24 protein-coding genes are annotated in these 23,990 nt (G+C 55.0%); 9 read left to right on the top strand and 15 right to left on the bottom strand.

Annotated elements, in window-relative coordinates; translation table 11 throughout:
- Positions 1-50 precede the first annotated feature (50 nt).
- The 4 genes from ehuA to GOX66_RS19325 all read right to left on the bottom strand — a co-directional run bounded on the left by ehuA (position 51) and on the right by GOX66_RS19325 (position 3,114).
- Positions 51-866, bottom strand: a complete 816-nt coding sequence (ehuA, locus tag GOX66_RS19340; RefSeq protein WP_272871531.1) for an ectoine/hydroxyectoine ABC transporter ATP-binding protein EhuA — start codon at positions 864-866, stop codon at positions 51-53.
- Positions 866-1,534, bottom strand: coding sequence for an ectoine/hydroxyectoine ABC transporter permease subunit EhuD (gene ehuD, locus GOX66_RS19335; protein ID WP_170432395.1), 669 nt, complete (start codon positions 1,532-1,534; stop codon positions 866-868). The genes ehuA and ehuD overlap by 1 nt, the downstream gene beginning before the upstream one ends.
- Before the next feature lie 3 nt (positions 1,535-1,537).
- Entirely contained in the window at positions 1,538-2,203 is a 666-nt protein-coding gene (gene ehuC / locus GOX66_RS19330) for an ectoine/hydroxyectoine ABC transporter permease subunit EhuC (RefSeq protein ID WP_170432397.1), read from the bottom strand.
- Between the two features lie 65 nt (positions 2,204-2,268).
- Positions 2,269-3,114: a transporter substrate-binding domain-containing protein gene (locus GOX66_RS19325; protein WP_170432400.1), complete on the bottom strand. Its 846-nt coding sequence runs from the start codon at positions 3,112-3,114 to the stop codon at positions 2,269-2,271.
- Between the two features lie 198 nt (positions 3,115-3,312).
- On the opposite strand from GOX66_RS19325, the gene GOX66_RS19320 reads away from it, so the two are divergent.
- From GOX66_RS19320 to GOX66_RS19285, 8 genes are all read left to right on the top strand, one after another.
- Positions 3,313-4,470: a M24 family metallopeptidase gene (locus tag GOX66_RS19320; protein WP_170432403.1), complete on the top strand. Its 1,158-nt coding sequence runs from the start codon at positions 3,313-3,315 to the stop codon at positions 4,468-4,470.
- Positions 4,471-4,493: 23 nt separating this feature from the next.
- Positions 4,494-5,300: a phytanoyl-CoA dioxygenase family protein gene (locus GOX66_RS19315; RefSeq protein ID WP_170764665.1), complete on the top strand. Its 807-nt coding sequence runs from the start codon at positions 4,494-4,496 to the stop codon at positions 5,298-5,300.
- A gap of 105 nt (positions 5,301-5,405) precedes the next feature.
- Positions 5,406-6,644 carry an FAD-dependent oxidoreductase gene (locus GOX66_RS19310; RefSeq protein WP_170764664.1) on the top strand — a complete coding sequence of 413 codons (1,239 nt, stop codon included), beginning with the start codon at positions 5,406-5,408 and terminating at the stop codon, positions 6,642-6,644.
- A 21-nt stretch (positions 6,645-6,665) separates the two neighbouring features.
- On the top strand, positions 6,666-6,935 hold the full coding sequence (locus GOX66_RS19305; RefSeq protein ID WP_237212687.1) for a sarcosine oxidase subunit delta: 270 nt from the start codon (positions 6,666-6,668) through the stop codon (positions 6,933-6,935).
- Positions 6,932-9,799, top strand: a complete 2,868-nt coding sequence (locus GOX66_RS19300; protein ID WP_170432414.1) for an FAD-dependent oxidoreductase — start codon at positions 6,932-6,934, stop codon at positions 9,797-9,799. The genes GOX66_RS19305 and GOX66_RS19300 overlap by 4 nt, the downstream gene beginning before the upstream one ends.
- A gap of 2 nt (positions 9,800-9,801) precedes the next feature.
- Complete coding sequence (locus tag GOX66_RS19295; RefSeq protein ID WP_170432415.1) at positions 9,802-10,410, top strand: aminomethyltransferase family protein; 609 nt, start codon at positions 9,802-9,804, stop codon at positions 10,408-10,410.
- Between the two features lies 1 nt (position 10,411).
- Entirely contained in the window at positions 10,412-11,467 is a 1,056-nt protein-coding gene (locus GOX66_RS19290; RefSeq protein WP_170764663.1) for a threonine aldolase family protein, read from the top strand.
- 123 nt (positions 11,468-11,590) lie between these two features.
- Positions 11,591-12,313, top strand: coding sequence for an NAD(P)-binding domain-containing protein (locus tag GOX66_RS19285; RefSeq protein ID WP_170432419.1), 723 nt, complete (start codon positions 11,591-11,593; stop codon positions 12,311-12,313).
- Positions 12,314-12,599: 286 nt separating this feature from the next.
- On the opposite strand, the gene GOX66_RS19280 is transcribed toward GOX66_RS19285, so the two are convergent.
- The 3 genes from GOX66_RS19280 to GOX66_RS19270 form a co-directional block, all read right to left on the bottom strand.
- Positions 12,600-13,013, bottom strand: coding sequence for a diol dehydratase small subunit (locus GOX66_RS19280; RefSeq protein ID WP_170432421.1), 414 nt, complete (start codon positions 13,011-13,013; stop codon positions 12,600-12,602).
- A 4-nt stretch (positions 13,014-13,017) separates the two neighbouring features.
- Positions 13,018-15,282, bottom strand: a complete 2,265-nt coding sequence (locus GOX66_RS19275; protein WP_170432423.1) for a propanediol/glycerol family dehydratase large subunit — start codon at positions 15,280-15,282, stop codon at positions 13,018-13,020.
- 93 nt (positions 15,283-15,375) lie between these two features.
- Positions 15,376-16,158 carry an SDR family NAD(P)-dependent oxidoreductase gene (locus tag GOX66_RS19270; protein WP_237212684.1) on the bottom strand — a complete coding sequence of 261 codons (783 nt, stop codon included), beginning with the start codon at positions 16,156-16,158 and terminating at the stop codon, positions 15,376-15,378.
- A 291-nt stretch (positions 16,159-16,449) separates the two neighbouring features.
- On the opposite strand from GOX66_RS19270, the gene GOX66_RS19265 reads away from it, so the two are divergent.
- Complete coding sequence (locus GOX66_RS19265) at positions 16,450-17,241, top strand: helix-turn-helix transcriptional regulator (protein ID WP_170432426.1); 792 nt, start codon at positions 16,450-16,452, stop codon at positions 17,239-17,241.
- A 168-nt stretch (positions 17,242-17,409) separates the two neighbouring features.
- Here GOX66_RS19265 and GOX66_RS19260 read toward each other — a convergent pair whose 3' ends face one another.
- The 8 genes from GOX66_RS19260 to GOX66_RS19225 form a co-directional block, all read right to left on the bottom strand.
- The gene (locus GOX66_RS19260; protein ID WP_170432428.1) at positions 17,410-17,574 is read right to left on the bottom strand and encodes a hypothetical protein; all 165 of its coding nucleotides are present in this window, start codon (positions 17,572-17,574) and stop codon (positions 17,410-17,412) included.
- Positions 17,571-18,626, bottom strand: coding sequence for an ABC transporter ATP-binding protein (locus GOX66_RS19255; protein WP_170432429.1), 1,056 nt, complete (start codon positions 18,624-18,626; stop codon positions 17,571-17,573). Before GOX66_RS19255 ends, GOX66_RS19260 begins: the two co-directional genes overlap by 4 nt.
- Positions 18,627-18,630: 4 nt before the next feature.
- Positions 18,631-19,452, bottom strand: coding sequence for a carbohydrate ABC transporter permease (locus tag GOX66_RS19250; RefSeq protein ID WP_170764662.1), 822 nt, complete (start codon positions 19,450-19,452; stop codon positions 18,631-18,633).
- Positions 19,449-20,354 carry an ABC transporter permease subunit gene (locus GOX66_RS19245; RefSeq protein ID WP_170432433.1) on the bottom strand — a complete coding sequence of 302 codons (906 nt, stop codon included), beginning with the start codon at positions 20,352-20,354 and terminating at the stop codon, positions 19,449-19,451. The genes GOX66_RS19250 and GOX66_RS19245 overlap by 4 nt, the downstream gene beginning before the upstream one ends.
- A gap of 78 nt (positions 20,355-20,432) precedes the next feature.
- Positions 20,433-21,737: an ABC transporter substrate-binding protein gene (locus GOX66_RS19240; protein ID WP_170432436.1), complete on the bottom strand. Its 1,305-nt coding sequence runs from the start codon at positions 21,735-21,737 to the stop codon at positions 20,433-20,435.
- A 535-nt stretch (positions 21,738-22,272) separates the two neighbouring features.
- On the bottom strand, positions 22,273-22,584 hold the full coding sequence (locus tag GOX66_RS19235) for a tyrosine-type recombinase/integrase (protein WP_336509505.1): 312 nt from the start codon (positions 22,582-22,584) through the stop codon (positions 22,273-22,275).
- The gene (locus tag GOX66_RS19230) at positions 22,581-23,315 is read right to left on the bottom strand and encodes a cytochrome b561 domain-containing protein (RefSeq protein WP_170764661.1); all 735 of its coding nucleotides are present in this window, start codon (positions 23,313-23,315) and stop codon (positions 22,581-22,583) included. The genes GOX66_RS19235 and GOX66_RS19230 overlap by 4 nt, the downstream gene beginning before the upstream one ends.
- Positions 23,305-23,976 (bottom strand): NAD(P)-dependent oxidoreductase, encoded by a 672-nt coding sequence (locus GOX66_RS19225; RefSeq protein ID WP_170764659.1) that lies wholly within the window; start codon positions 23,974-23,976, stop codon positions 23,305-23,307. The genes GOX66_RS19230 and GOX66_RS19225 overlap by 11 nt, the downstream gene beginning before the upstream one ends.
- Between the last annotated feature and the right edge of the window lie 14 nt (positions 23,977-23,990).

Below are 23,990 nucleotides of genomic sequence, written 5' to 3'. Positions count from 1 at the left end.
TCTTTGGTGGTGGTTCCTCGGGAACCGTATCATGACGTCAGGTGCAAGGCTCAATCCGCCGCTTTTACTGCTGACAGGAATTGCTGTGTGCGTTCGCGTTTGGGATTGCCGAACAGATCCTCCGGAGGACCCTGTTCTTCGATCTTCCCTTGGTAGAAGAAACAAACGCGATCTGAAATGTCGCGCGCAAAGCCCATCTGGTGTGTCACCATCAACATGGTGAGGTTGTGCTCGGCCACCAGTTTGCGGATGACGCCGGTCACTTCACCGATTACCTCGGGGTCAAGCGCCGAGGTGACTTCATCAAACAGCATCACCTTGGGGCGCATGGCCAACGCCCGGGCGATGGCGACACGTTGCTGCTGACCGCCCGACAGGCGCGAAGGATGCTGGTCCTTTTTGTCGATCATGCCGACCATCGACAACAACTCTTCGGACCGTTCTCGGGCCTCAGCCTTTGGCAAACCCAGCACCTGCACAGGCCCTTCCATGCAGTTCTGTAGGGCGGTCATATGTGGAAACAGGTTGAAATGCTGGAAACACATGCCGATTGAGGACCGGGCCCGGCGCAGGTATTTCGCGTCCGCCGGCACCAGAACCCCGTTCTTTTCCATATGGGTAAGCGGTTTGCCATCAACATAGATGACGCCGCCATTGATGGTTTCCAAAGTCATCAGCATGCGCAACACGGTGGTTTTGCCCGAGCCGGACGGGCCGATCACGGTGACCATCTCACCCTCCGACACGTCCAGATGCAGACTGTCCAGTACGGTCAGGGCGCCATAGCTTTTGGTTACGTTCATGAACCGTACCATCGGCACGTCGGGCCCGGTCAGTTCCAGTGGGTATTGCGACATATCTTCCATCAGTTCATTCCCAGTTTCTTGCGCACCCAGGCCTCAAAGAGTTTGATCAACCCGGCTGCGGGCAGTGAAATCGCCAGGAAGATGATCCCGACCATGGTATAGGGTTCCAAATACCTGTAAGTTGACCCACCAATGGCATTCGCCGCCTGCATCAGCTCGGCCACGCCGATAACCGACAGCATCGGTGTGTCCTTGAATATCCCAACCAGGTAATTGCCCATCCCAGCCATTGAGGGCGGCAGGGCTTGGGGGATGATAACGCGAAAATAGGTCTTGGTCGTGCTCAGGTTCAGTGCGGTGCAAGCCTCCCACTGTCCTTTCGGCACCGACTCGAGGCCGCCGCGATAAACCTCAGACAGGTAGGCCGAATAATGCAGCCCGATGGCGATCATCCCTGCCACCCATGGACTGAGGCGTATCCCGAATTGCGGGCCGACAAAGAACACAAAGAAAATCTGCAGCACCAGCGGCGTCGATCGGATGAATTCGACACATTCCCGCACCACCATTGTGACGATGCGCGACGGTGTGCGTTGCGCCAGTGCAAAAACCAGCCCCAGTACCACTGCGATCCCATAGCCGATTCCGGCAGCGGCCAGCGTGTTCAGCGTGGCCTGTAAAAGCCGGGGAAGAATTTCAAAGGTAAAATCCCAACGCCAGTCAAACATAGCTTACGCCCTCCCCAATTTGCGTGCCATGAAGCGTTCGAGCCACCGCATGAACGGCGTCACGATCAGCCGCGCAAGAATGTAGTAAATTATCAGTGCTGTCCCGAAAGCCTGCGCTGACAGGAAGGTGGAGCCGTTTATTTGCTTGGCTTCGAACATCAGGTCAGTAACCGAAATCAACGACACCAGCGCGGTCGCCTTCAGCAGTTCGATCATCAGGTTGCCCCAAGGCGGCAGCATGTTCAAAAACGCCTGTGGCAGGATGATCCGATACATCCGTTTGGCCGGAGACATCGAGATCGCATAAGCCGCTTCCCACTGCCCTTTGGGCACCGACTGAATGCCGCCACGCACGAGTTCGGCACCATAGGCCCCGAGGTTCAGCCCGACCGCAATGAAACCGGCAAAGAACTTGTCCAGCGTCAATCCGAAGAGAGGCAGGACAAAGAAAATCCAATAAAGCTGCACTAAAAGAGACGTGCCCCGGAAGATTTCAATGTAAACGCCGGCCGTCCAGCGCACCGCAATATTCCGTGACAGTTTCATCAACCCTGCGGTCAGAGCGAGCACAATGGCAAGCGCTGCCGACAGAAAAAACTGCGCGATTGTGACCAGCGTTCCGTCCAGAAAACGCGGCGCGTTTTCGGCGAGAAATTCCCAATATGACATGACGTATCCCGGATGGCGGACGTAAAAGGCGGGCCGAACCTGACCCGCCTGCTAAAGCAATGCCGTCAACGGTTCTGGCAAATCCATTCGGTTTTCACGCTTGGATCCGGAACCTGAAATTCAGTGTATTCGTATGGCGCAACGGCGGCCAACATCTCTTCTGAACCCAAGTACTCTGCCTGCGCGGCATTGAAGGCCTCAAGAAAGTCGCTGTCTTCCGGGCGGAAACCGATACCAACCCAGTTCTGGGTCCATTCGGGCAACGCGTTAGGATCGGTGACCTCAAGCTCGCCATCGGATTGGGCCGCCAGGTTTTGCGCCGTGAAGAACGTCATAGCACCTGCGTCAGCACGACCAACACGCATTGCGGCTAGCACCTCAGTTGGCCCGGGCACTTCGAGGATCTGCTCGGCTGCCACGCCTTCGCGTTTGGCGGCATCAACCGTGTTGTAACCGGCGCCAGTGACCATCGTGGCCCCCTGATCTTTGATGTCAGCATAAGAGGTGATGTTCTTCGGGTTGCCAGCGGGAACCACAAAGGCATCGCCAAAAATCCCCATCGGCTCGGAGAAATCAATGCTCTCACAACGCGCTTCAAGAATGTACATGCCACCCGTGATGATATCAAAGCGATTGGCTTTGAGGCCCGGGATCAATCCACCCCAATCTGTCACGACGGGCTCGATGTTGTCGTAGCCCATTGCCTTCAGGACACCCAGCGTGTGTACGTTTGCAAATCCAAGTGGTGCGTCGTTGTCGCCGGGGTAAGACCACGGCACTTCATTGGAGAAACCAATCCGAATGGTCTCACCACTTTCGATACGATCCATGAGTGGACCCGCCAGCGCCGATGTCGCGACACCCACAATGGTTGTCGCGGCGATAATAGTGGTTCTTAGTATTTGGCTCATTGGTCTCTCCCTGATTGATTCCCTGAACTACGGCGTATTGGTATACCTTTTTGGGAAGTTTCTCAACATAAATCTGCAATTTCGCAAAAATGTCCCAATATTTTGGGGCCTATCATGAACAGCGCCAGCCTCTTGACTTATCATTGGTATACCTTAACAGTCGACGCAGTGGAATCAATCTCAGTTAGGAGACACCGAATGATCGAACACGCCCCGTTCCCAAAAGAGGAGCTGGACCACCGACTCAACCGTGTAAAAACCGTCCTGTCCGAGCAGAATCTGGACGGGATCGTTATCTCGGTGCCCGAAAACATCTATTATCTGACCGGTTTGGACCACTGGGGGTTCTTTGCTGCCCATGTTCTCGTTGTGAACCGAGATGGCGAGATGGCGCTGATCTGCCGGGCCATGGAAAAGATCACGTTTGACAATCAGGTGAGAAACGCCCGGTTCTATGGTCATCAGGATCACGAAGAGCTTTCTGACTACGTGGTACAGGCGATGAAGGACCTAGGCCTGTCCGGTGGTCGCGTCGCGCTCGAAAGGCGCAGCCTGTTCTTGCACCTGCATCATGCCGAAGGGATATTGGCAAAGGCGGAGGGCGTCGAATGGGCGGACGGATCCGGTCTGGTCGACAACCTGCGACAGGCAAAATCCCCGCTGGAAATCGAATACACACGCAAGGCCGCCAAGGCCGCAGATGTCGGCATGAGCGCTTGCATTGACCTGATCCGCGACGGCGCGACAGATTATGAGATTGCCGCGGAGTACATGCGCGCCTCGACTCTGGCAGGTAGTGAGCCGACCGGCTTTGGCCCGTTCATTCGTCCAGCCACACGCTCGGGCGAAGAGCATACGACCTGGCGTGGCGAAACCTTCCGAACTGGTGACGCGGTGTTTCTGGAAAATGCCGCATCCTATCGCAAATATCACGCGCCTATGGGCCGGTTGGTCTTTGTGGGCAGCGCGCCGGAGGGGGCTGAGAAGTCGGCAGAGCTGGCCATGGACGGCATGAAGGCAATCTGCAGTGCATTGAAAGTAGGCGGCAAGGCCGGGGAGGCATACGCCGCCTGGCGCGAGGTAGCCGCAAGCGGCGGCTTGGCAGACTACGAACGGCATCATTGCGGTTATATGGTGGGCATCGGATTCTCACCCAGTTGGACAGGTGGGTCCATGGTAACCAGCCTCTTCCCCGGGTCAGAACGCACGCTGGAGGTCGGCATGGTGTTCCACGCCCACAGCTGGTTCACAGACACCGACGTCGTCGACTACTTCATCTCGAACACGGTCATTCTCACCGAAGATGGTGCCGAAGTGCTGACCGCCACAACACCTGAAAGCCTTGTCATAAAGTGATGACACGCACCGAAAGGCACACAATGCTGACGCAAGAACACATGACCGCTTATCGAAACGATGGCGTGGTTCAGATCAAAAACGCATTTTCGCAGGAATGGTTGGACGAAGTGCGAAGTTCGATTGAATTTGGTCGCGCCAATCCGGGGCCGATGTATCTGGACTATTCCAAAGACACCAATCCGGGCACCTACTGCACAGACATGTGGATCTGGCGCGAAAATGCCCACATGAAGAATTTCATTTTCAATTCTCCAGCGGCGGAACTTGCAGGCGAAGCGATGGAGGCCAGTTCCGTTGCACTCGTGACTGACAATTGGCTGGTGCGCGAGGCCGGCGCGGTCAACAGAGCGCCCTGGCACCATGACAACCCCTATTTCGATGTCAGCGGCGAATGGTGTGTACTGTGGATGGGACTTGAACCCGTTCGTCAGGGTGAGGGCGTGGTCTTCCTCAAGGGTTCGCACAAATGGGGGCGCAAATTCATGCCTCTCAGCTTTGCCGGCACCGGACAAAAGGCAGCACTACAGGAACCCTATGAGCCCACACCGGACTTCACTGAAAATCTGGATGATTATGACGTGCTGGAATTTGATCTGGACCCCGGTGATTGCCTGATCTTCGATTCCCATACATTGCATGGCGCCCCCAACCCTGTACCGCCTGAACGTACCGTCAACCGTCTGACAATGCGCTTCGCCCACGGGAATGCAGCGTTTGAAAAACGAGGCAGTTGGACCGACGCGCAGACAGAATACTGGCAGGCTCATGGAATGAAGGAAGGTGAACCCATTGTAGGCGAACTGCTGCCGCTTGTGTGGAGCCGGTAGCTGTATTTGAACGAACATCAGTCGCAAAGGTTTCGATGGTTGAATATGCCACTGAGCTAGTAGCCAACGAAACGGCACAACTCCAGCTCTAGAAGGTCTCTCCTCATGGTCCTGGCGCTACTCAAATACGGTCTCTCTCGACGCTATCCGGTGCGTGAGGAGATTCCCCGAACCCCTGATCTGAAAAATCACTACGACGTCGTGATCATAGGTGGCGGCGGTCACGGAGTGTCGCTTGCCTATCATCTGGCGACGAAACACGGCATAACAAATATTGCCATTCTAGAAAAAGGCTACCTGGGCGGCGGCAACACAGCGCGCAATACCACGGTGATCCGCTCCAACTACATCACCTCGCAGTCAATCAAGTTCTATGCCGCTTCTATGCGGCTCTATGAAAGCCTGGCCAACGAGCTGGACTACAACCTGATGTACTCCCGCCGGGGTCAGCTGACCCTGTCTCATTCCGATGGCGTTTCGCGGGCGCTGCGCCTACGGGCGGACAGTGGCACATTTCTGGGTGAACGCAACGAAATCCTGGATCGTCAGCAGATCAAAGAGCTGGTGCCCAGTCTAAACCTGGATATTGAAGGTCGCCCAATCCTCAAAGGTTTGTGGCACCCGGATGCTGCCACCGCGCGGCACGACGCGGTTGCTTGGGGATATGCCATCCGTGCTTGTGACCGCGGTGTGGAATTGCACCAGAAAACTCAGGTGACTGGTCTGACAGTGGACAGGAATAAGGTCACAGAAGTGCAGACCAATCGTGGCAATGTCTCGGCTGGGGCTGTGGTGCAATGTGTGGCCGGGCATTCCTCGGTTGTGGCTGCCATGGCCGGGCTACGCTTGCCGATCCGCAGCTTCCCGCTGCAGGCCATGGTGACCCACCCGGTGAAACCCTTCCTAAACCCTATGGTCTCCTCCACTGCGCTGCATTGCTATATTTCGCAATCCGCCCGTGGCGAGCTGGTGATTGGCGGGGGTTCTGATCCTTATGAGCTCTACAACACTCGCTCAACGCTGGACATGAAGGAAAGTCTGGCGGCCTCCGCGCTGGAGATGTTTCCCTTCATTGGGGATCTGAAAATTCTGCGTCAATGGGCGGGTATCACCGACATGACGCCGGATTACAGCCCGGTCATGGGACGTTCGCCATTGGACAACTACTGGCTGGATGCGGGCTGGGGCACATGGGGATTCAAGTCGACCCCCGCCAGCGGTTTCTATCTGGCACAGGCAATGGCTGAAGACCGGGTGCCGGAAATGATCCAACCCTTCCGCCTTGATCGTTTCGACACTTTTGACCTGGTTAATGAAATGGGTGCCACAGCGGCCAGCCACTAAGGGACAACGCAATTGAAAATCATGCACTGTCCGTTGAACGGACCCCGCAACATTTCCGAATTCATTTGTTACGGCGAATTCCACAACCATCCCGACCCGGACAAGACTTCCGACAAGGATTGGGCCGAGTACGTCTGGCTCGCCAATAACGCCGCTGGCGTAGTGCGCGAATGGTGGTGCCATACGCCGACTAACTACTGGTTCATTGCCGAACGTAACACCGTGACAGACGAAATCCTTCGAACCTATCCATCCGAGGACCTTCGCCCATCCGAGGAACTCCGATCATGACTCAAATCACTCGAACCGGCGCGCTGATCGACAGCACGAAACCGATCACTTTTTTCTTTGAGGGAAAACGCTACTCCGGTGTTCAGGGCGACACCATTGCCTCGGCCCTGGCGGCCAATGGGCAATGGGTTCTGTCGCGCAGCTTCAAATACCATCGCCCGCGCGGGGTGCTGACCATGGCCGGTCAGGACGCCAATACATTGGTGCAGATCGGCAATGAGGTCAGCGTTTTTGCCGACCGTCACCCGATTTCTGAAGGGCTAGAGATCAAGGCTCAAAACGTCAACGGTTCCTTGGAGAAAGATCGCGACTTCTTCATGAACCGTATGGGGCGTTTCATGCCTGTGGGGTTCTATTATCGCACTTTTTATAAGCCTAAAGGCATCTGGGAGAAAATCTGGGAACCGCTGATCCGTGCCAAGGCGGGTCTGGGCACTTTGGATATCAATGCGCCCGAAGACGGTTATCACGACAAAGCTTATGGCTGGTATGATGTGGTTGTGGTGGGTGCCGGTCCTTCTGGTCTGGCTGCGGCGCTAGAGGCGGCCAAGTTGGGTGGGTCTGTTCTGCTGGTTGATGAAAATCCACAGCTGGGCGGCGCGGCGACCTATGCACGCGGCATGAATTTGCAAGACCTGATCGATCATGTCGAGGCGATGGAAAACATCGAGACTTGGACTGACGCCGTCTGTAATGGCTGGTTTGCCGACAATTGGCTGGCGGTGATCCAAGGTAACCGATTGCACAAAATCCGGGCGCGTCAGTTGGTGCTTGCCACAGGACTGATCGAACAACCCGCGCAATTCCGCAACAACGATCTGCCTGGGATTATGCAGGGTTCCGCTGCGCAGCGTTTGATAAAATCTTACGGTGTCACACCGGGGCAGACGGCAGTTGTTCTGGCGGGCAACGATGACGCCTATGGTGTGGCTCTTGACTTGGTGGATGCAGGTGTTTCCGTCACTGTCTGCGAACTGCGCAAGGAGGCGGAAGGGCCATTGCGGGCACAGGTTCAGACAGTGGGGCTTACCATCCACGATGGCTGCTGCATCTATGAGGCCTTGCCCGGGCCAGGCCACAAGCATGTGCGGGGCGTCTCCATTGCCGAATTGGACGACGCGGGTGCAGCGACTGGTAAGCAGCGGATGCTACCGTGCGATCTGGTCTGCATGTCGGTGGGCTACACACCAACCTATCAGCTCGCTGTGCAAGCTGGCGGCAAAGTTGGGTATGACGATAAAACGGCCATGTTCTCGATCACTGGGCACAACGCCGACGTTGGTCTCGCTGGATCAATGGATGGCCGATACGCGCTGGAGCGCTGTGTAGCTCATGGCACGGCCATGGGTGCGCGGGCTGCGGCCCGGCTGTCGGAGGCTGATGCCCCGGAAGCGCCAGACAAATGCGCCACTTCGCCCAATTACCCCTGGCCGATTTTCCCACATCCTAAAGGCAAGGATTTTGTGGATTTCGACGAAGATCTGCAAATCAAGGACATCAAGAATGCGGTTGCCGAGGGCTACCGCGAACTGGAATTGGTTAAACGCTTCTCCACCGTTGGCATGGGGCCTAGCCAAGGTCGGCACGCGGCGCTGCCGACCGCACGCCTGGTCGCCAAACACTCCGACCGCACTGTTGCGGAAGTGGGGGTCACCACCGCGCGACCACCTTTTACAACGGAAAAGATTGCCACGCTGGCGGGACGTAAGTTCACGCCGATGCGCCGCACGCCGATGCATTCCCGGCATGAGTCAGCCGGAGCAGAATGGTTGCTGGCAGGGAATTGGCAACGTCCGGCTTATTATGGGCGGGGCAATGCTAAGAAGACCATTGCGCTCGAAGTCAGTAATGCGCGCACCAACGTCGGTATGATCGATGTTTCAACGCTTGGTGGGTTGGATGTGCGCGGTCCTGATGCGGCAGAATTCCTCAATCGGATGTACACATTTGCCTATGCCAAACTGCCCATCGGCAAAACACGTTACCTGCTGATGACCAATGAGGCGGGTACAGTGATTGACGACGGTGTGGCTTGCCGCATTGCCGAGGATTACTTCTACATCACCGCAACCACCACCGGCGTCGACAATATCTACCGTAATATGCTGTGGTGGAACGCCCAATGGCGGTTGGACGTGGATATTGCCAATGTGACCGCAGCCTATGCCGGCGTGAACCTTGCCGGACCAAATGCCCGTACGGTGCTTAACAAGCTGACAGATGATATCGCCACTGGCGCTGAGGATTTCCCGTATCTCGCTTATCGCGAGGGGCATGTGGCAGGCATTCCCGCTCGGGCTTTCCGGGTCGGTTTCATTGGTGAGTTGGGCTACGAAATCCATGTGCCCGCGCGTTATGGCGGGGCGCTTTGGGATGCTATTGCTGAAGCGGGTGCCGAGTTTGGCATTCGCCCCTTCGGGCTGGAAGCACAGCGCGTCATGCGACTGGAAAAGGGCCATGTGATTGTTGGCCAGGACACCGACGGTATGACCACGCCGGAAGAGCTGGACATGATCTGGGCGGTGGCCAATAAGAAACCATTCTTCGTCGGCAAACGCAGTCTGGAATTGCGCAACAAGACGCTTAGGGATCGTAAATTGGTCGGCTTCTCCCTGGATGAGATGCCTACGGCTGGATTGGAAGAAAGCAATCTGGTGATCAAAAATGGTGAGATCGCGGGCTTTGTGACGTCGATCTGTCAGTCGCCTTCGGTGGGCAAGGTCATTGGTCTGGCCTATGCGGCCCGCTCTGACAGCGAGACCGGTGCGAAGATCACCTTGCGTGCCAGTGACGGAAGCCTGCATCAGGCAACCGTTTGCTCCCCCCATTTCTACGACCCCGACAACAAGCGGCAGGAGATGTGATCATGGACAATCCAATCGCACAAAGCCCCTTTGCTCATCGTTTGCGCGACACTCGCCCGACAGTCAGCGGCGGTGTGAAGATTACCGACCTTTCCGCCTTGCCGCGCACCGGCTTCAAAGGCCGAGGCACCCGCGACTGGCTGGCATCTCAAGTTGACACCGTGCCAGACGCCCCCAACCAAGCCGCCTTTCAAGACGATGGCACAGTCATCGCCTGGCTAGGCGGGCAGGAATACCTGGCACTGCCTGATCCAGAGGGTCGTTCCACCTTCTGCGCAAATCTGACGAAGGCCTGGGATACGGCGCGGTCCACTGGCACTCAGGGCATCGGCTTTCCGCTGCCTCGGGAAGACAGCCATAGTTGGCTGTGGATCACCGGCGCAGATGTACCGTCGATGATGGCCAAGATTTGTGGTGTGGATCTGCGGCCTGACGTCTTTGCGGAAGGGGACGTGGCGCAAACCGTAGTTGCGCGGCTCGGTGCCATCCTGCTGCGCCAGGATCGCAACGGCGAGTTCGGGCTTTATATGCTGAGCGATTTTGCTTCCGGCCATTACCTGTGGGATGTCCTACAAGATGCGGCGGCGGAATTTGGCGGAGGATTTGTCTGAGATGCCAAGCTACCAGTTTAACTCGGACAATGGTGCACCGGTTTGTGACGAGGTGATGCAGGCTTTGATCGCCTGCAACACTGGCGTTGAGACAGCTTATGGCGCGGATCAGTGGACCGAGCGTTTGAACCCGGCATTTTCCGAGTTCTTCGAGCGTGAAGCCTTTGTCTTTCCCGTGCCCACGGGTACAGCAGGCAACGGTTTGGCTCTGGGCGCGATCACGCCACCCTATGGCACTATCTTTTGCCACCGCCTGGCTCATGTGGTCACCACCGAATGTGGCGCGCCGGAGTTTTATTCTGGTGGTGGGCGCATGACTTTACTGAGCGGGGCGCACAATAAGATCACGCCACAGGCCTTGCGTCAGGCGCTTTCCGATCATGGCATTGGCAACGCCCATCATATGCAGGCCAGCGCGCTTTGTCTGACCCAGGCCACCGAATGCGGTGTCACCTATGGGTTGGAGGAATTAGCTGAACTGAATGCCATCGCTCACGGTACGGGCATGAAGACCCATCTGGATGGGGCGCGGTTTTCCAATGCGCTCGTCCACCTGGGCTGTTCCCCTGCGGAAATGACTTGGAAGGCGGGTGTTGATCTGCTGACCTACGGCACCACCAAAAATGGCACGATGAACGCTGAAGCCGTGATCACATTTGATCCGGCCATCGGCGCGGCGCTGCGCTTCATGCATAAACGAGCAGGGCACCTTTCGTCGAAGATGCGCTACATGTCCGCCCAGCTCCTTGCCCATTTGGAGGATGATCTGTGGCGGACAAATGCGGCCCGCGCCAATGGCAATGCCACACGTATCCTCGCTGCCTTGCACGCCTGCCCAGGGGTCGAAGTTGTCCATCCGGTGCATATCAACGAAGTCTTTGTTCAGTTGCCGCTTGCGCTAGAGGCAGCGCTAGTAAAGGTAGGATTGTCCCTGCGTCCCTGGGTTTGTGACGGGCAAGGCAATGGAGTGCGCATGGTGATGTCCTATGCGGATGAGGAATCCCACTTGGAAATTTTTGAACATACCTGTCGTAATTTTTCGAAAAACTGCAATTAGGGCGCTTATCCGAGGCTTTTTCACGCACCGCTGCAGATTTGATGCCGGGAGATAACAAATGCTTTGAGCGTAGACTTTTAGAATTTTGTCAATGCAACAAACTGGAGGAGAGTGAGTTCTACCATGAGAATCGGAATTGTTGGAACAGGTACCATAGCCGCCGCCGTTGTCGATGGGATTGCTGAGGACGGCCACCAAATCACCGTTTCACACCGCGGAGAGGCGCACTCCTCCCGGCTCGCTGGAAATTATGAAAATGTGACTGTTGCTGACAATCAAGAGGTCCTTGATGCGAGTGACATCGTGTTCCTGGGTCTGGTGGCTGAACAAGCAAGGCCCGTTCTCTCTTCCCTGACATTCAGGCCAGACCAAAAGATCATATCACTCATGTCCGGCCCGACGCTCTCAGATTTGCGAGAAATGGTTGCGCCGGCGACTGCTGTCGCAAATATGATCCCTTTTCCTGGAATCGCCACAGGCGGATCTCCGATCTTGATACTGGGCGATGCTGCAATCGCCAATGCGCTTTTTGGGGCTCGCAATTCTATCTTCCAACTAGCGGATCAAAGTGAACTTGCCGCCTATCTCGCCGCTCAGGCTGTGCTTTCACCGGCAACCGTCATGGTGCAGAAAGCCGGAGAATGGCTGGGAGAAAATGTTAAAGATGCTGCGCAGGGCGAAGCGTTTTTACGTGCTCTGGTCGGCTCTAGCCTGCAAGCCACTCCGGATTGCCAGCACCTGATCCGGGCACTGAACACACCCGGAGGATATAACCAGCGCCTGCGGAATTATATGGAAACTTCGGGCTTCACGGAGCAGCTTAAACAGGGGCTTTCCAAGTTATGAGCAGCTGTAGAGCATGATCCATAAGGGCAGAACAGACGACAGTGGCTGGCGAAACCAAAGTGGCCCGAACGCCAATGAGCGGCCTCCATTCGTTAGTTTTTCGGCAGTGCCGCGGAGCGGCGCGCTGCGTGCGCATGCAGCACAATGCCGCCGAAGCACTTTTTGAAATTCGCTAAAATTGCGCGTACCGCAATGCACGGATTAGCTATATTGCCAAGTTAGCCAAGCCGGTCTCTGAATTCGCTGGGTCGTCTCATAGCCGAACCGCTATCGACACGTACTCAAATCAGTATCTTTTTTCGAAAATTCCACGACGTTCATAAACCGTTGCGGCTTCTTCAATGAACTTCGCCAAAAGCTCTGCCTTATAGATGGACCGGAGAACATCGGCCTGCGCGTGAAGCATTTCCAAATCGGCCCGTCCCGGACGCAGCATTTCATAGGTTTCCATGATAACGTCTTGAGGGATCGCAACGAGTTCGGCCGCACGGTGAAAATTCTCGGCAAGGGTGCGGCGGCCCCCGGCAAGTGCTATTTCTGCCTGCAAATGCAGAGCTTCAGGAGTGATTGCGAGGTCAGCCGCTGTCACCTCCCCAGCCAGAACTGCATCCAGCGTGATGTCTGACAGAAGTTTGCCGGTTGGTGTTTTGACCCGATCAGGCGCGTTCTCGGCAAGTGGGTAAAGGTCTTTAACCGACATGGCACTACGCTCCTTTGGGCGATAACGTGAGTTGAATGGGTTTTGCCTTGGGGTCGGTCATCTCAGTTTCCAATGCGAAGAGGATAGCAACACGCGCATGGAAACGGGCCGAGAGTGCCTCGCCCCGGAAGGGGACAACAACCGGCTCCGGTGCCTCTCCGAAGGTGTGGCGGGCCGCATTCCTGCCAAGTAGCTTGTAATGATCGAGCAGAACCAACGGCGCGTTCGAAAACAACTCAAGGTTCAAATGCGGCAAGCGATCGGAACGGTGCAGGACGGCGGTGCCTTTCGATTGAATGCCAATGCCAATCCCTGAACCAGACAGCTTAGCCGCCGATAAACCAACAAAAGATGTATCGGCCGTATGCATGATCCGCACCAGCCTTGCATTGCCGCCAGCGTCTTCAATGCCCGATACAATAGCGTTGACAACATCGGGCAGGCCATGGCCCGCAGACGTTCTGTGCATCTCTGTCCCGAAAGCCGGACTGACGCCAATGACAACCTCATGTCGGTCCTCACCGGGCTCCGCGGTTCCCGCGTCAAAAAGCCAATCCGGGAATTTCTCCTTTCCCAGAGCTTCCGTTGCAAGAACGCTTTCCTTCGTCAGGGTTCCCCGGACGGATTTTACATCTGCCCAGCGTTTTTCGTCCATACGATAGCCGCTTGCCGGGCCGCTATAATCGTTGGGGTCATTCAGTGCGCTGATGATCTTGCCACCGCGGAAGATCGCAGAGGTTTGCAGGTAGTCGCCGGTCACGCGCTGCTTCAGCATGAAAAGGAGGTTCTCGGCCTCCTCGCGGAAGCCACGTTTGGCCAGGGCGCGAACAACGTCCACGGCAGTGATTTTCCGGCTCTTGATGGCTTCGCTAATCGGAGTGACCTCACCGGCAGTGAAACTTTCCGTGTCATCTGAGCCCGAGGCAAAGACCACAGATTGAATCATTGATGTTGTAACATCGGCCAGACCGAGCTCTTCGAACACCGCAGTCAAAGCCTCTACAGCGCGAATTCGCACTCCAAGTGCGCGCTCTTCGTCAAGTGGTGTCAATCCGCCATCGACTTCGAAGTCTCGTTGCAGCGTCAGGTATTCCTCGATCTCTTCACCGTTGAATAAAGAGGCATTAAATGTGTTGTCGTATTTATTGATCGATCCCTGCCCACTGGTGATCAGGTCGGAACCTGCCAGCAGAAGTGGCGTGATCTTGGCGCCAACACGTATTTCAGATTCACTGGTGCGGGCATCGTTGCCAGATGCACATTCCAAACCAAGCCAAACAGCGATCAGGTTCTCGGCCATAAGTTCTCTGACCCCGCCCGGCATCGATGCGGTCAAAGCCGCGCCATCCACGCCGCCATTTTGCGTGCCCTGAATGCCCATTGCGCGCTGCACGCAAAGGCACCGGGCTTCGAGATAGAGTACAGACTTCTTTTCGTGAAACCCCATAAGAAGCTCGGCACCCGCCCCCGACGTGCATCGCGCCTTAATTCCGCGCGACGCGTAAGCCGCCGTGAGGAACGCTTTGGACCAAGGCGTGTCGTCACCATCAATAAAAGCATTTTCTGTTCCGTATACAGAAATGGTCTCTGCATAGGTTGCCAGGCCGGCCATTCCGATCTGCAATTCTTCCGCCTCTTCAATAGAGCACTGAAACAGGGCGTCTCCGCGACCGACGGCGGCTCCGACCGTACAAGCAAGCGCGTTGGCCCAAGAATTCGAAGAAACGCGCATCGTTGTCTCGAGTTCGTCAAAACCCAATTCCGCAGCAGTTGCCGCGTCCGCGGCCAATTGCAGCGGATCGTCCTTGGCATTAGTGACATGCGCCTGATTGCCTGGGGTCTTACGCTGTCGCATTTTTGAATATGCAAACGCGACCTCAAGCGACGAAAGATGCGCGACAACGTTGGCAAGTTTTGCCGGTGTCATGCCGCGCGCCAGCCGCTCCAGCTTTTCTCTGGGAACATTGATATCCACCAGCATCCTAGCAATTTCACCATCATCAATGGCCATGGCCTCTTCAACCAGGTCCGGATCCAAATGATGGCGTGCGATAAATTCGTCCAGAATGTCGAAGTCCTTTTCAGACTTGCCATCCAGACTGACAACACGTCCGCCTTTGATCGTAACGGCAGGCGTGGGATCATAAGGGCTTTTGAAAACCGAAAACCCAGCCTCGGGCTCTTCTTCTGCGAAGAGATCAAGGCGGAGCATTCTATCGTCCCAATCGGAAAAGCGCCGCCAGCGATTGGTGTCAGAGGTGTTGGCCATGGCTTATCTCCTTGTTGCAATGCCGCTCCGATTGAGCAGCGCGGCCGATGTATTCTGGCGAATTGCGCTACTGTTACGCGTTTGATTTCAGAACTAGATGCATTCCCCGCCATCTACGACCAGCGCATGACCCGTCATGAACGAAGACATATCGGAGGCAAGAAATACAATAGCATCTGAGATTTCACTACATGTCGCCCACCGACCCATTGGAATGTTGTCCTTAACATACTGTTCCAACGCACCTCGCCCTCCCATCTGAACCTCGAAGCCGGCATTGAACGGTGTGTCCACAAAGCCCGGGCAAAGAGAGTTGAAACGGATGTTGAGATTGGCATAGTCAGCCGCCATCTGTCGCGTCATCGCAACAACCGCGTGCTTTGTCGTCGCATAAGCAATCATGCCTCGATCATATTGGATGCCAGAATTGGATGCTGTGATAATAATGCTGCCGCCGCCCTGTCGTTTCATAGGTTGAATTGCGGCTCGGGCAGCAATGAAATGGGCCCGTACATTTATTGCCCAGCTCGCATCCATCCCCTCCGGGGCAACCTCTTCGAGCGACCCTTCGACTTGAATTCCTGCATGGGAATGAAGAATATCAAGGCGGCCATGTTCTTCCGCCGTTTCAAGAACCGCTGCTTCCAACGCCGCGTCCTCGCCGACATCCAGCTGGCGTGACGAGCCATGGAAGCCTTTGGCCACGATCTCGTTCTGAACAGCCGCGGCCAAATCTCCATCACGATCTGACACGACAACATGTGCGCCACACCGCGCCATTGCGAGCGCCCCGGCCCGCCCAATCCCTGAGCCCGCACCAGTTACCAGGGCAATTCGACCGTTCAGCGAGACCATGTCCGCGGGAGATTTTGACATAGTTTGCGTTGCAATTCCGTTCACGTTTCCAGCATCCTTCCAACCCTCAGAGGAACGGCCACCGCCGCAATTTGGGTCATTGACAAACTTTCAATCAACAATCGGGGCGGCGCTCTCCTCACTTGTATGATCTTACTGCCTTCCCTCATCAGCAACCGGAGCTGGCATTAAGCTCAACCATGAGATACCGCTGATAATTAAAAAATTGTATAAAAATAGCGCATTGATGTATATATCTCAAAATGGGTATGCACAATGCAATACGTGGCACGATGAAGTGGAGCACCGTCTATGAAATTTGACTTTGATCCCACAGGGCAGTTGATCGGTGATATCGGAAAAACTGCGTTCGGAGCCAGTTTGTCAGCTGCGCTTCAGGAGATCGTCCCTTTCGACTACACCGTAGTATTCGGTTATCACGGATCGGCACGGCCGCTTGATCTCTACGATGATTTCCCACGCAAAAAGAGAAAGATCTTTGTCGAAGACTACCAGGAAGGGCCATACCTTCTGGATCCCTTTTTCCTTGCCACGACCAATCCCAACGAGTCGGGACTTTACCGCCTGCGTGACCTGGCTCCGGACCGGTTTTATCAGGGTGAATATTTTCGCAACTACTACGTGCAGACCGACCTCGCGGAGGAGATCGCATTTTTTGTGAACTTGCCCGACGCTGCAGTTGTGGTTGTGTCACTGATGCGTGCCCAAAAGGCATTCACCGTCAAAGAATGTCGTGACCTGAACAGATACGCTCCCATCGTTCTGGCCGCGTGTGAACAGCATTGGTCTGATCTGGCGCAAAAGTTTGGCGCTCCGGGTGCAGATAAGAAGGCTGATAGTGGCGAGGGAAGCCTGGAACTTGCATTTCAGCAATTCGGCCTTGGACTGCTCACGCCCCGGGAAAAGGAAGTGGCCGAATTCACGCTTAAAGGTCATTCCGCTGCTGCCGTTGGACGAATTTTGGAAATCTCACCCGGCACCGTGCGCATACATCGTCGAAATATCTATTCCAAACTGCGAATCCGATCTCAGGGCGAACTGTTTTCCGAGTTTATTGACACTCTGCTGGAAAACTCTCCCTGATCAAGCAATTCCAAAGGCGGTCACTGCGTGACGGTTGGCAATAGAACATCAGAAAAAACGGCGGCGGTAAAACCACCAACCGCCAGTTCAGGGAGATATTTCTTGATTGTGTTTCATATCCGCTTCGAGTTTGCGTAACAGAAGAACGGTCATTTCATCAAAGTTCAGCTAAAACCAGATCAGCCAGATCAGGAAGACAAGAATCAGGATGATGACATCCCAGAAGATGATCTCACCGATCCGAAACCAGCCCTTACGACGGTTGAGTGCGTTGAGCAAACACCAGAAAAAAGCAGCGACAACGATCGGGACAATATGGACTATAGAGCTCATGACCTACGCCGCCCGTCACTGATTTCGAAGAAATGGCGAGTATGTTCCGGAAACTCCAGATGAATTTGGGAGCTGCGATCAAGACCGGTAGTGTCATGCATGACGCGTACAACCAGAGAGGTGTTGTCTTTCTTGACGAACATCAAAGCGTCGGGTTCGACCAGTTCCAAAACGTCTAGATCAAAGCTGACAGTTTGATCTGTAGGTGCTTCCTGAAGCAATATCTGTTCAGGTCGGACGCCAAGGGCTACCGGCCCGTTCGGTTGTCCCGTGACCGGTAATTCGAACGTTCCCGACCTGAACACGCCACCCGCAACTTCGCCGTCCAGAACGTTCATCGCAGGTCGCCCGATAAATTCCGCGACGAACCGTGTCGCCGGTTCATGGTATACGCGTCGCGGCGTGTCGAACTGTGCCAGCTTCCCACCGTTCAGAACCGCTATTCGGGTGCCAAGAGTCATTGCCTCTTCTTGGTCGTGGGTCACGAAGACAAAGGTCTGGCCCAGATCGCCATGCAGGCGTTTCAACTCTGTTCTGGTTTCTAGTCGAAGCAGCGCATCCAGATTGCTCAGCGGTTCATCCATCAGGCAAATTTCCGGATTCCAGACGAGTGCACGGGCAACTGCAACGCGCTGTGCCTGCCCGCCTGAAAGCTGGCTTGGCCGTCTGTCCAGATAGCTTTCAATTTGCAGAACTTTCGCAATCGCACGGACGCGACTGTCGATGTTGCCGTTGTCGATTTTTCGTATGCGAAGCGGGTAAGCAATGTTTTCGTAAACTGTTTTGTGCCCATAAAGAGCATAGTTCTGAAACACCATTCCCATGTTTCGTTCTCGCGGCGGCAAACTCGTAACCTCAAGGTCGTCTACGGTCACGGAACCGCCCGTTGCTTCTTCGAGACCGGCGAGGATTCGGCATGCCGTTGTTTTACCGCTGCCCGATGGGCCCAGCAGAACGATGAACTCACCCTTCTCGAATTCCAAATTGAGATTGTCCAGCGCAACGGTGCCATCACCGAAAACCTTGCTGATCTGGTTATAGGAAACAGCCATAGTCTTATCCTTTTACTGCGCCGAAGGTGAGGCCTCGAACGAGGTGTTTTTGCACCAGGAATGTGAAGAAGATGATCGGCAGAGTTGCAACGACTGCAACTGCGGCTACCTGCCCCCAAAGCGTACCATGTGGCGTAACCAGACCGGGGATGCCAACCGTCAGTGTCCGCCCTTCAAAGGCGACCAGAATGAACGCATAGAGGAATTCATTCCAGCTGAGGATGAAGCACAGAACTGCGGTTGCCGCGAGTCCGGGCGCCGCCAGGGGGAGCAAGACCCTCAGGAATGTACCACCACGCGTGTGGCCATCCATCATCGCAGCTTCGTCGATCTCTCTGGGAATATCGGCGAAAAAACCGCGCATCATCCAGACCACTAAAGAGACATTGAAGGTCGTATGCGCAAGAATGACGGCAATCGGCTTGTCCGTTAGCCCCAGCACCGAAAACAACAGGAACATCGGCACGACGATGGAAATCGGGGGGGCCATGCGTGTGGTCAGAAAGAAGAAGAACAGGTCTTCTTTTCCGGGAAAATCATACCGGGCAAACACGTAGGCGGCCGGTGTGCCAAACGCCAGCGACAATATTGTGCTGAACGAAGCCACAATCATGGAGTTCCAGACCAGTGGCAGGTAATTCTTGTCGATGAAAATCGTTGGGTAGTTCTCCGAGGTCGGTGTGAAGAACCAAAGGGGTGCGTCTGACAATATATCAAGACGTGTTTTGAAGGATGTCATGACAATCCAGAGATAGGGCGTCAGGAACAAGATCAGAATAGCGATCAGCGTTGCCACCATCGCCATTTTCCAGCCTCGGCTTATCATGATGCTGCCTTTCCGACCGTTTTCGAGCGGCCTTCATTCCAGTACACGGCCTTGTAGAAAACCGAGCACATGATCAGGACGACGAGATACACCATGAAGGCACACACCGCCCCATAGCCAAGATCCCAGTCCCTGAAGTTGATTCGATAGGTGTAAATCGACAGCATTTCCGTAGAGATGCCGGGACCTCCGCCGGTCAGGATGAATACCTTATCGAACTCTTTGAACGCATCAATTCCGCGTAGTAAAAGGACAAGCGCGATGATTGGGCGCAGAAGAGGAAGCGTGACATCTCTGAAAATCTGCAAAGGCCGTGCACCATCCATTATGGCGGCTTCAAATGGTTCCTTTGGCAAGCTGAGCAGACCAGCAAGGATGACCAAGGTTACAAACGGTGTCCATTGCCAGACATCGATCAGCATGATTGCCGGCATGACCAGTGACGGATTGCCCAGAATGGACGTTTGCTGATCGGCAAGGCCGAAGTACCGCAAATAGTAAGTGAACATCCCGAAATCGCCCGAAAGCAAAAGCTTCCAGATCAGTCCGACTGCAATCGGTGCCAGCATCATGGGGACGAGCAGCAGAGTCAGGATGAAGCGATGCTGCTTGATGTAGTGGAAAAGCAGCAACGCCAAGCCCAGACCAAACATGAATTCGACCAAGACGACCCCAAAGACAAACTTCATGGTCAACCAGAAACTATGCCAGAAAATGGGGTCGTCCTGCATCAGTCTCCGGAAATTTGCGAACCCTACAAATGCGCCATCCCGGTTTGGCAGCGCATAGTGGAGATCCGTAAAGCCGGTCCAGACCATGTAGAGGAACGGTCCCAGAAGAATGACGAAGAGCAGGATAACGGAGGGAACCAGCAACAGAGGTGCTACTCCGTGATCCAGCACCCTCTCAATTATCCTGTTTGTTCGCATTTCGGTTCCAGCCTCTACTAGGTTTCAACAGTTCGCAGTTCTATGAACACACTATTCCACCGGATACTTGAGCGGTGCGCAGTCCCCGAGAAGCTCGGACATTTCCACTGCCGCATCATCCAGGGCCTCTTTGGCATTCTTCGCGTCAGACAGGTAACTGCTCAGCTCACGCACCAGAATATCGGTGATCTGCGGCGATTCCGGGATCGTCGGCTTTGGCCGCGCTGCCGCGTTGGTGTCCATCGACGCCTGAGAGTAGCTGATGGCCTGCACATCAGGGTGTGCGTAGACGTCTGGTCGGGCCGTTGCGCCACCGTTCAGATGCTGATTGAGCTGCTGGGTTTCCTCCATCATCCACTGGATGAACAGATAGGCGGCTTCCTGGTTCTTCGAACCCGCCGGGATAAGGTAGGTCCAACCTTCAACCTGGCCCACAGGCTCTCCATTCGCTTGTGGCGGAACAATGTCAAACCCCATCTTTCCTGCAACGGTGCTGGCCTCGTGATCTTCGGCGACGGCATAAGTCGCGTCATTCCACATGATCATCTGATACACCTTGCCCTGCTGCATCAACGCCATGACCTCATCCCAGGTGTAGTTGAGGGAATCCGCGGGCGAATAGGCCAACAGGCTCTTGTAGTATTCAAGTGATGCAATCGCTTCAGGGCTGTTGACGACAACCGGGCCGCACTCACTTCCGGAATTCGTTTCCAGCATGTCGCCACCGAAGCTGTAGAGGAAGTTCAGCCATTCGTACCACAGCGCTTCGTGGCGCTTGCCTTGCAGGGCCGTACCGTAAAAGCCTTCATCCGGTCGATGAAACCACTCGGCGATATCGGTGTATTCCTGCCAGGTGGTCGCCGGCTTCAGCTCATAGCCGTATTTTTCTTTGAACCCGGCTCTCTCATTCGGATCATTGAGCAGATCATCTCGGTACCACATGTACATGTTAAGTGCAGTGAACGGGAACCCATAGACCTGACCTTCATACCAAGAGATTTCATGCCACAAGCCCTGATAAAGCTGTTCCTCTGGCATAAAAGAAGGATCGCGCAGGCTTGGGTCATTCATGAATCTTTCGACCGGCTCGAGATGGCCATTGGCGACAAAACGGCCTAGTTCGCGGTGCGGCTGCAGAATGAAATCGTAGCGTCCGCGGCGCGAGTTCAGGTCCAGCATGACCTTGTTGACCGCCTCGGAATGCTCATACATCTCGATCTCGACGGTGATGCCGGTCCGGCTCTCGAATTCACTTTTCAGCTTGGCCATAGCCTCCAGCGGTGGAAGCGCTTCGCCCACAGTCCGAATCGTAGTTCCCTCATATGGCGCGGCGGCCTCTTCTAGCGACCAGGCCATGGCCTCCGTTCCCTGAAGCGCCAGCAGCCCGCAGACTGCCAAGGAGGCGCTTGATCGAACAAATCGACCCACTAAACTTCTACCAATCATGATTTTCTCCCTTTGGTTAAATGGTGTGTTGCCTCCCGTTTCGAGGCGTTTTGTGAGTGTTGTGCCCGATGCCTTCCCTGCTCAATCCTCTAGCCCGTAATTCTCCTCTGCTTCCCGCAAACACAGATTGATGCGATACCATATTAACTAAAGAAATATTATTAAATTTTTGTTTTACTGCATATATCGCATATGAGGTACTTCATTTGTTATACGTGTAAATTGGTTACCGGCTCATGACGCTCATCATCAACTGAAAGTCGATGATGATTTTCCCACTGCCACGCAGCGTTCAAATTTGCACAGATGCAGCAAATTTCATGCTGTGAGTACGCGCAGCGAAAAAACCAAACTGACAGGTTAGGCTCGATCCGACCCACCGCTGCAGTGCAAATGTAGGTCCGCTCAGGATTGGCGAACGGCAAGTGCCGCCCGCCAACATAGTTCAAATGTCGATTTGCTCGGCGATGCTCAGCGCATCTTCAAGTTCGACGCCAAGGTATCTGACAATGCTGTCTACCTTTGTGTGTCCGAGCAGAAGTTGAACCGCTCTGAGGTTTCCGATTTTGCAGTAGATTTCTGCTGCTTTGGTCCGGCGCCGCGAATGGGTGCCATATCCGCTGCGTTCCAGCCCAATCGCGGCAACCCAATCCCTCACAAGCCGGCCATATTGGCGCGTCGAGATATGCGGGCGGTCATGAAACCTGCTGGGAAACATGAAACGGCGGTACGCGCTACCCTGAATTCCCGAATTTATGGTTCGTCCCGCCTGGAACGAATCATGGATTGAAAGCGACGTTTGTTAAATGGGTGTTCCGGGTGGTAGCCGTATACGGATGTGTAGGTATCGTGATTGCGTCCACTGCCCTGCAGAACAATGGCGCAAATCAACCCGAACAGAACCACCACAACAAACGCGATTGCAATGCCCGGCATCCAGTATTGGGCAAGCCCTGTTGCAACAGCTCCGCCCGCGCAGAACAGTACAAAATATCCCGCCGTTTTGTGATAGGCTTCAAACCACCACCGTCGGGGTGTCATGTCAAAATGGTCACCGCCCCATGAGGAGCGATCTTCCTGATCAGCCTCCGAGCCCCTTTGTCCCCCATGAGTACCCCTGAACCAAGCCGAAACCCCTTGCAAGAGCCCAAGTATCAGAGTGGCCAAACCGAAATACGAATGCATTGTGCCGGAAAAACCTCCGGAAAGCAGCATCGCAAAACAAACTCCCCCGATCGCCAAAATGATCATCGTGTACAGCACGATCTTGTGCATCGTCCAGGGAAACTCTGGCCGGGAAAATTTCGGTATCCCCCCCTTCATACCGTAGGTCGTGGGTCGCACTTTGCCGAAACGCAGCAAAAGAATCATTGCCGGCACAAGTATGAACCAGAGAACGAACATCAGAATTGCGTGGTTGCCCCAATGAATAGTGATCGGTTCAGAGAGGAATGGAAGATAACCCTCCTTTGGAATCTCATACTCCATGCCCGGTCTCATCCAATTGGCAGCGGTTGAAAATCAATGTCGGATTTAGTTGCCCTTTCAAGCCCGCAAGAACATTCTGAGCAGACACAACGCCCATTGAGCGTGTCGATTCCGCGCTAAGCGCAGCAGAGTGCGGGCTGAAAACCACATTTGGCAGAGAAAAAAGCGTATGATCGGTATTGGGTGGTTCTGATGCGAGGCAATCCAACCCTGCACCACCCGCTGCCATTCGTCCTTGGAGTGCATCGCAAAGCGCGTCTTCGTCGATCAACCCACCACGCGCGGCGTTCATCACAATCGCCGTGGGCTTCATCGCGGCAAGCTCTTCGGCTCCGATCAGACCCAAGGATTCAGGTGTCAAAGGCAAGTGGAGGCTAAGAAAATCCACCGAGTCCAACGCCGCCCGCCAGTCCTCGACCGGCTGATAGCCCGCATCACGAATTGTGTCTGCATCAACAAATGGATCAAAGACCTGTACGGTCGTCCCAAAGGCCGCGCACCTCTGCGCCACCTCGCGCCCGATCCGACCCATCCCCAGCAATAGCAGTGTCTTGCCGGAAAGCTCGCTCGTCTGGACCATGTTGCGGTAGCCCCAATTGCCATCGCGCACGGCCCGGTCACCCGGAATGATCTTCTTGGTAAGGGCCATCATCATTGCCATAACATGCTCGGCAA

Source organism: Ruegeria lacuscaerulensis (assembly GCF_013031245.1).
GTDB classification, from domain to species: domain Bacteria; phylum Pseudomonadota; class Alphaproteobacteria; order Rhodobacterales; family Rhodobacteraceae; genus Ruegeria; species Ruegeria lacuscaerulensis_C.
The sequence above is the reverse complement of the archived record's forward strand: the minus strand, read 5'-3'. Positions and strand labels throughout refer to the sequence as shown.

Bases quoted from the DNA above. Each gene is read 5' to 3' on its own strand.
- ehuA (WP_272871531.1), bottom strand. From the start codon at position 866: ATGGAAGATATGTCGCAATACCCACTGGAACTGACCGGGCCCGACGTG.
- ehuD (WP_170432395.1), bottom strand. From the start codon at position 1,534: ATGTTTGACTGGCGTTGGGATTTTACCTTTGAAATTCTTCCCCGGCTT.
- ehuC (WP_170432397.1), bottom strand. From the start codon at position 2,203: ATGTCATATTGGGAATTTCTCGCCGAAAACGCGCCGCGTTTTCTGGAC.
- GOX66_RS19325 (WP_170432400.1), bottom strand. From the start codon at position 3,114: ATGAGCCAAATACTAAGAACCACTATTATCGCCGCGACAACCATTGTG.
- GOX66_RS19320 (WP_170432403.1), top strand. From the start codon at position 3,313: ATGATCGAACACGCCCCGTTCCCAAAAGAGGAGCTGGACCACCGACTC.
- GOX66_RS19315 (WP_170764665.1), top strand. From the start codon at position 4,494: ATGCTGACGCAAGAACACATGACCGCTTATCGAAACGATGGCGTGGTT.
- GOX66_RS19310 (WP_170764664.1), top strand. From the start codon at position 5,406: ATGGTCCTGGCGCTACTCAAATACGGTCTCTCTCGACGCTATCCGGTG.
- GOX66_RS19305 (WP_237212687.1), top strand. From the start codon at position 6,666: ATGCACTGTCCGTTGAACGGACCCCGCAACATTTCCGAATTCATTTGT.
- GOX66_RS19300 (WP_170432414.1), top strand. From the start codon at position 6,932: ATGACTCAAATCACTCGAACCGGCGCGCTGATCGACAGCACGAAACCG.
- GOX66_RS19295 (WP_170432415.1), top strand. From the start codon at position 9,802: ATGGACAATCCAATCGCACAAAGCCCCTTTGCTCATCGTTTGCGCGAC.
- GOX66_RS19290 (WP_170764663.1), top strand. From the start codon at position 10,412: ATGCCAAGCTACCAGTTTAACTCGGACAATGGTGCACCGGTTTGTGAC.
- GOX66_RS19285 (WP_170432419.1), top strand. From the start codon at position 11,591: ATGAGAATCGGAATTGTTGGAACAGGTACCATAGCCGCCGCCGTTGTC.
- GOX66_RS19280 (WP_170432421.1), bottom strand. From the start codon at position 13,013: ATGTCGGTTAAAGACCTTTACCCACTTGCCGAGAACGCGCCTGATCGG.
- GOX66_RS19275 (WP_170432423.1), bottom strand. From the start codon at position 15,282: ATGGCCAACACCTCTGACACCAATCGCTGGCGGCGCTTTTCCGATTGG.
- GOX66_RS19270 (WP_237212684.1), bottom strand. From the start codon at position 16,158: ATGTCAAAATCTCCCGCGGACATGGTCTCGCTGAACGGTCGAATTGCC.
- GOX66_RS19265 (WP_170432426.1), top strand. From the start codon at position 16,450: ATGAAATTTGACTTTGATCCCACAGGGCAGTTGATCGGTGATATCGGA.
- GOX66_RS19260 (WP_170432428.1), bottom strand. From the start codon at position 17,574: ATGAGCTCTATAGTCCATATTGTCCCGATCGTTGTCGCTGCTTTTTTC.
- GOX66_RS19255 (WP_170432429.1), bottom strand. From the start codon at position 18,626: ATGGCTGTTTCCTATAACCAGATCAGCAAGGTTTTCGGTGATGGCACC.
- GOX66_RS19250 (WP_170764662.1), bottom strand. From the start codon at position 19,452: ATGATAAGCCGAGGCTGGAAAATGGCGATGGTGGCAACGCTGATCGCT.
- GOX66_RS19240 (WP_170432436.1), bottom strand. From the start codon at position 21,737: ATGGCCTGGTCGCTAGAAGAGGCCGCCGCGCCATATGAGGGAACTACG.
- GOX66_RS19230 (WP_170764661.1), bottom strand. From the start codon at position 23,315: ATGGAGTATGAGATTCCAAAGGAGGGTTATCTTCCATTCCTCTCTGAA.
- GOX66_RS19225 (WP_170764659.1), bottom strand. From the start codon at position 23,976: ATGGCAATGATGATGGCCCTTACCAAGAAGATCATTCCGGGTGACCGG.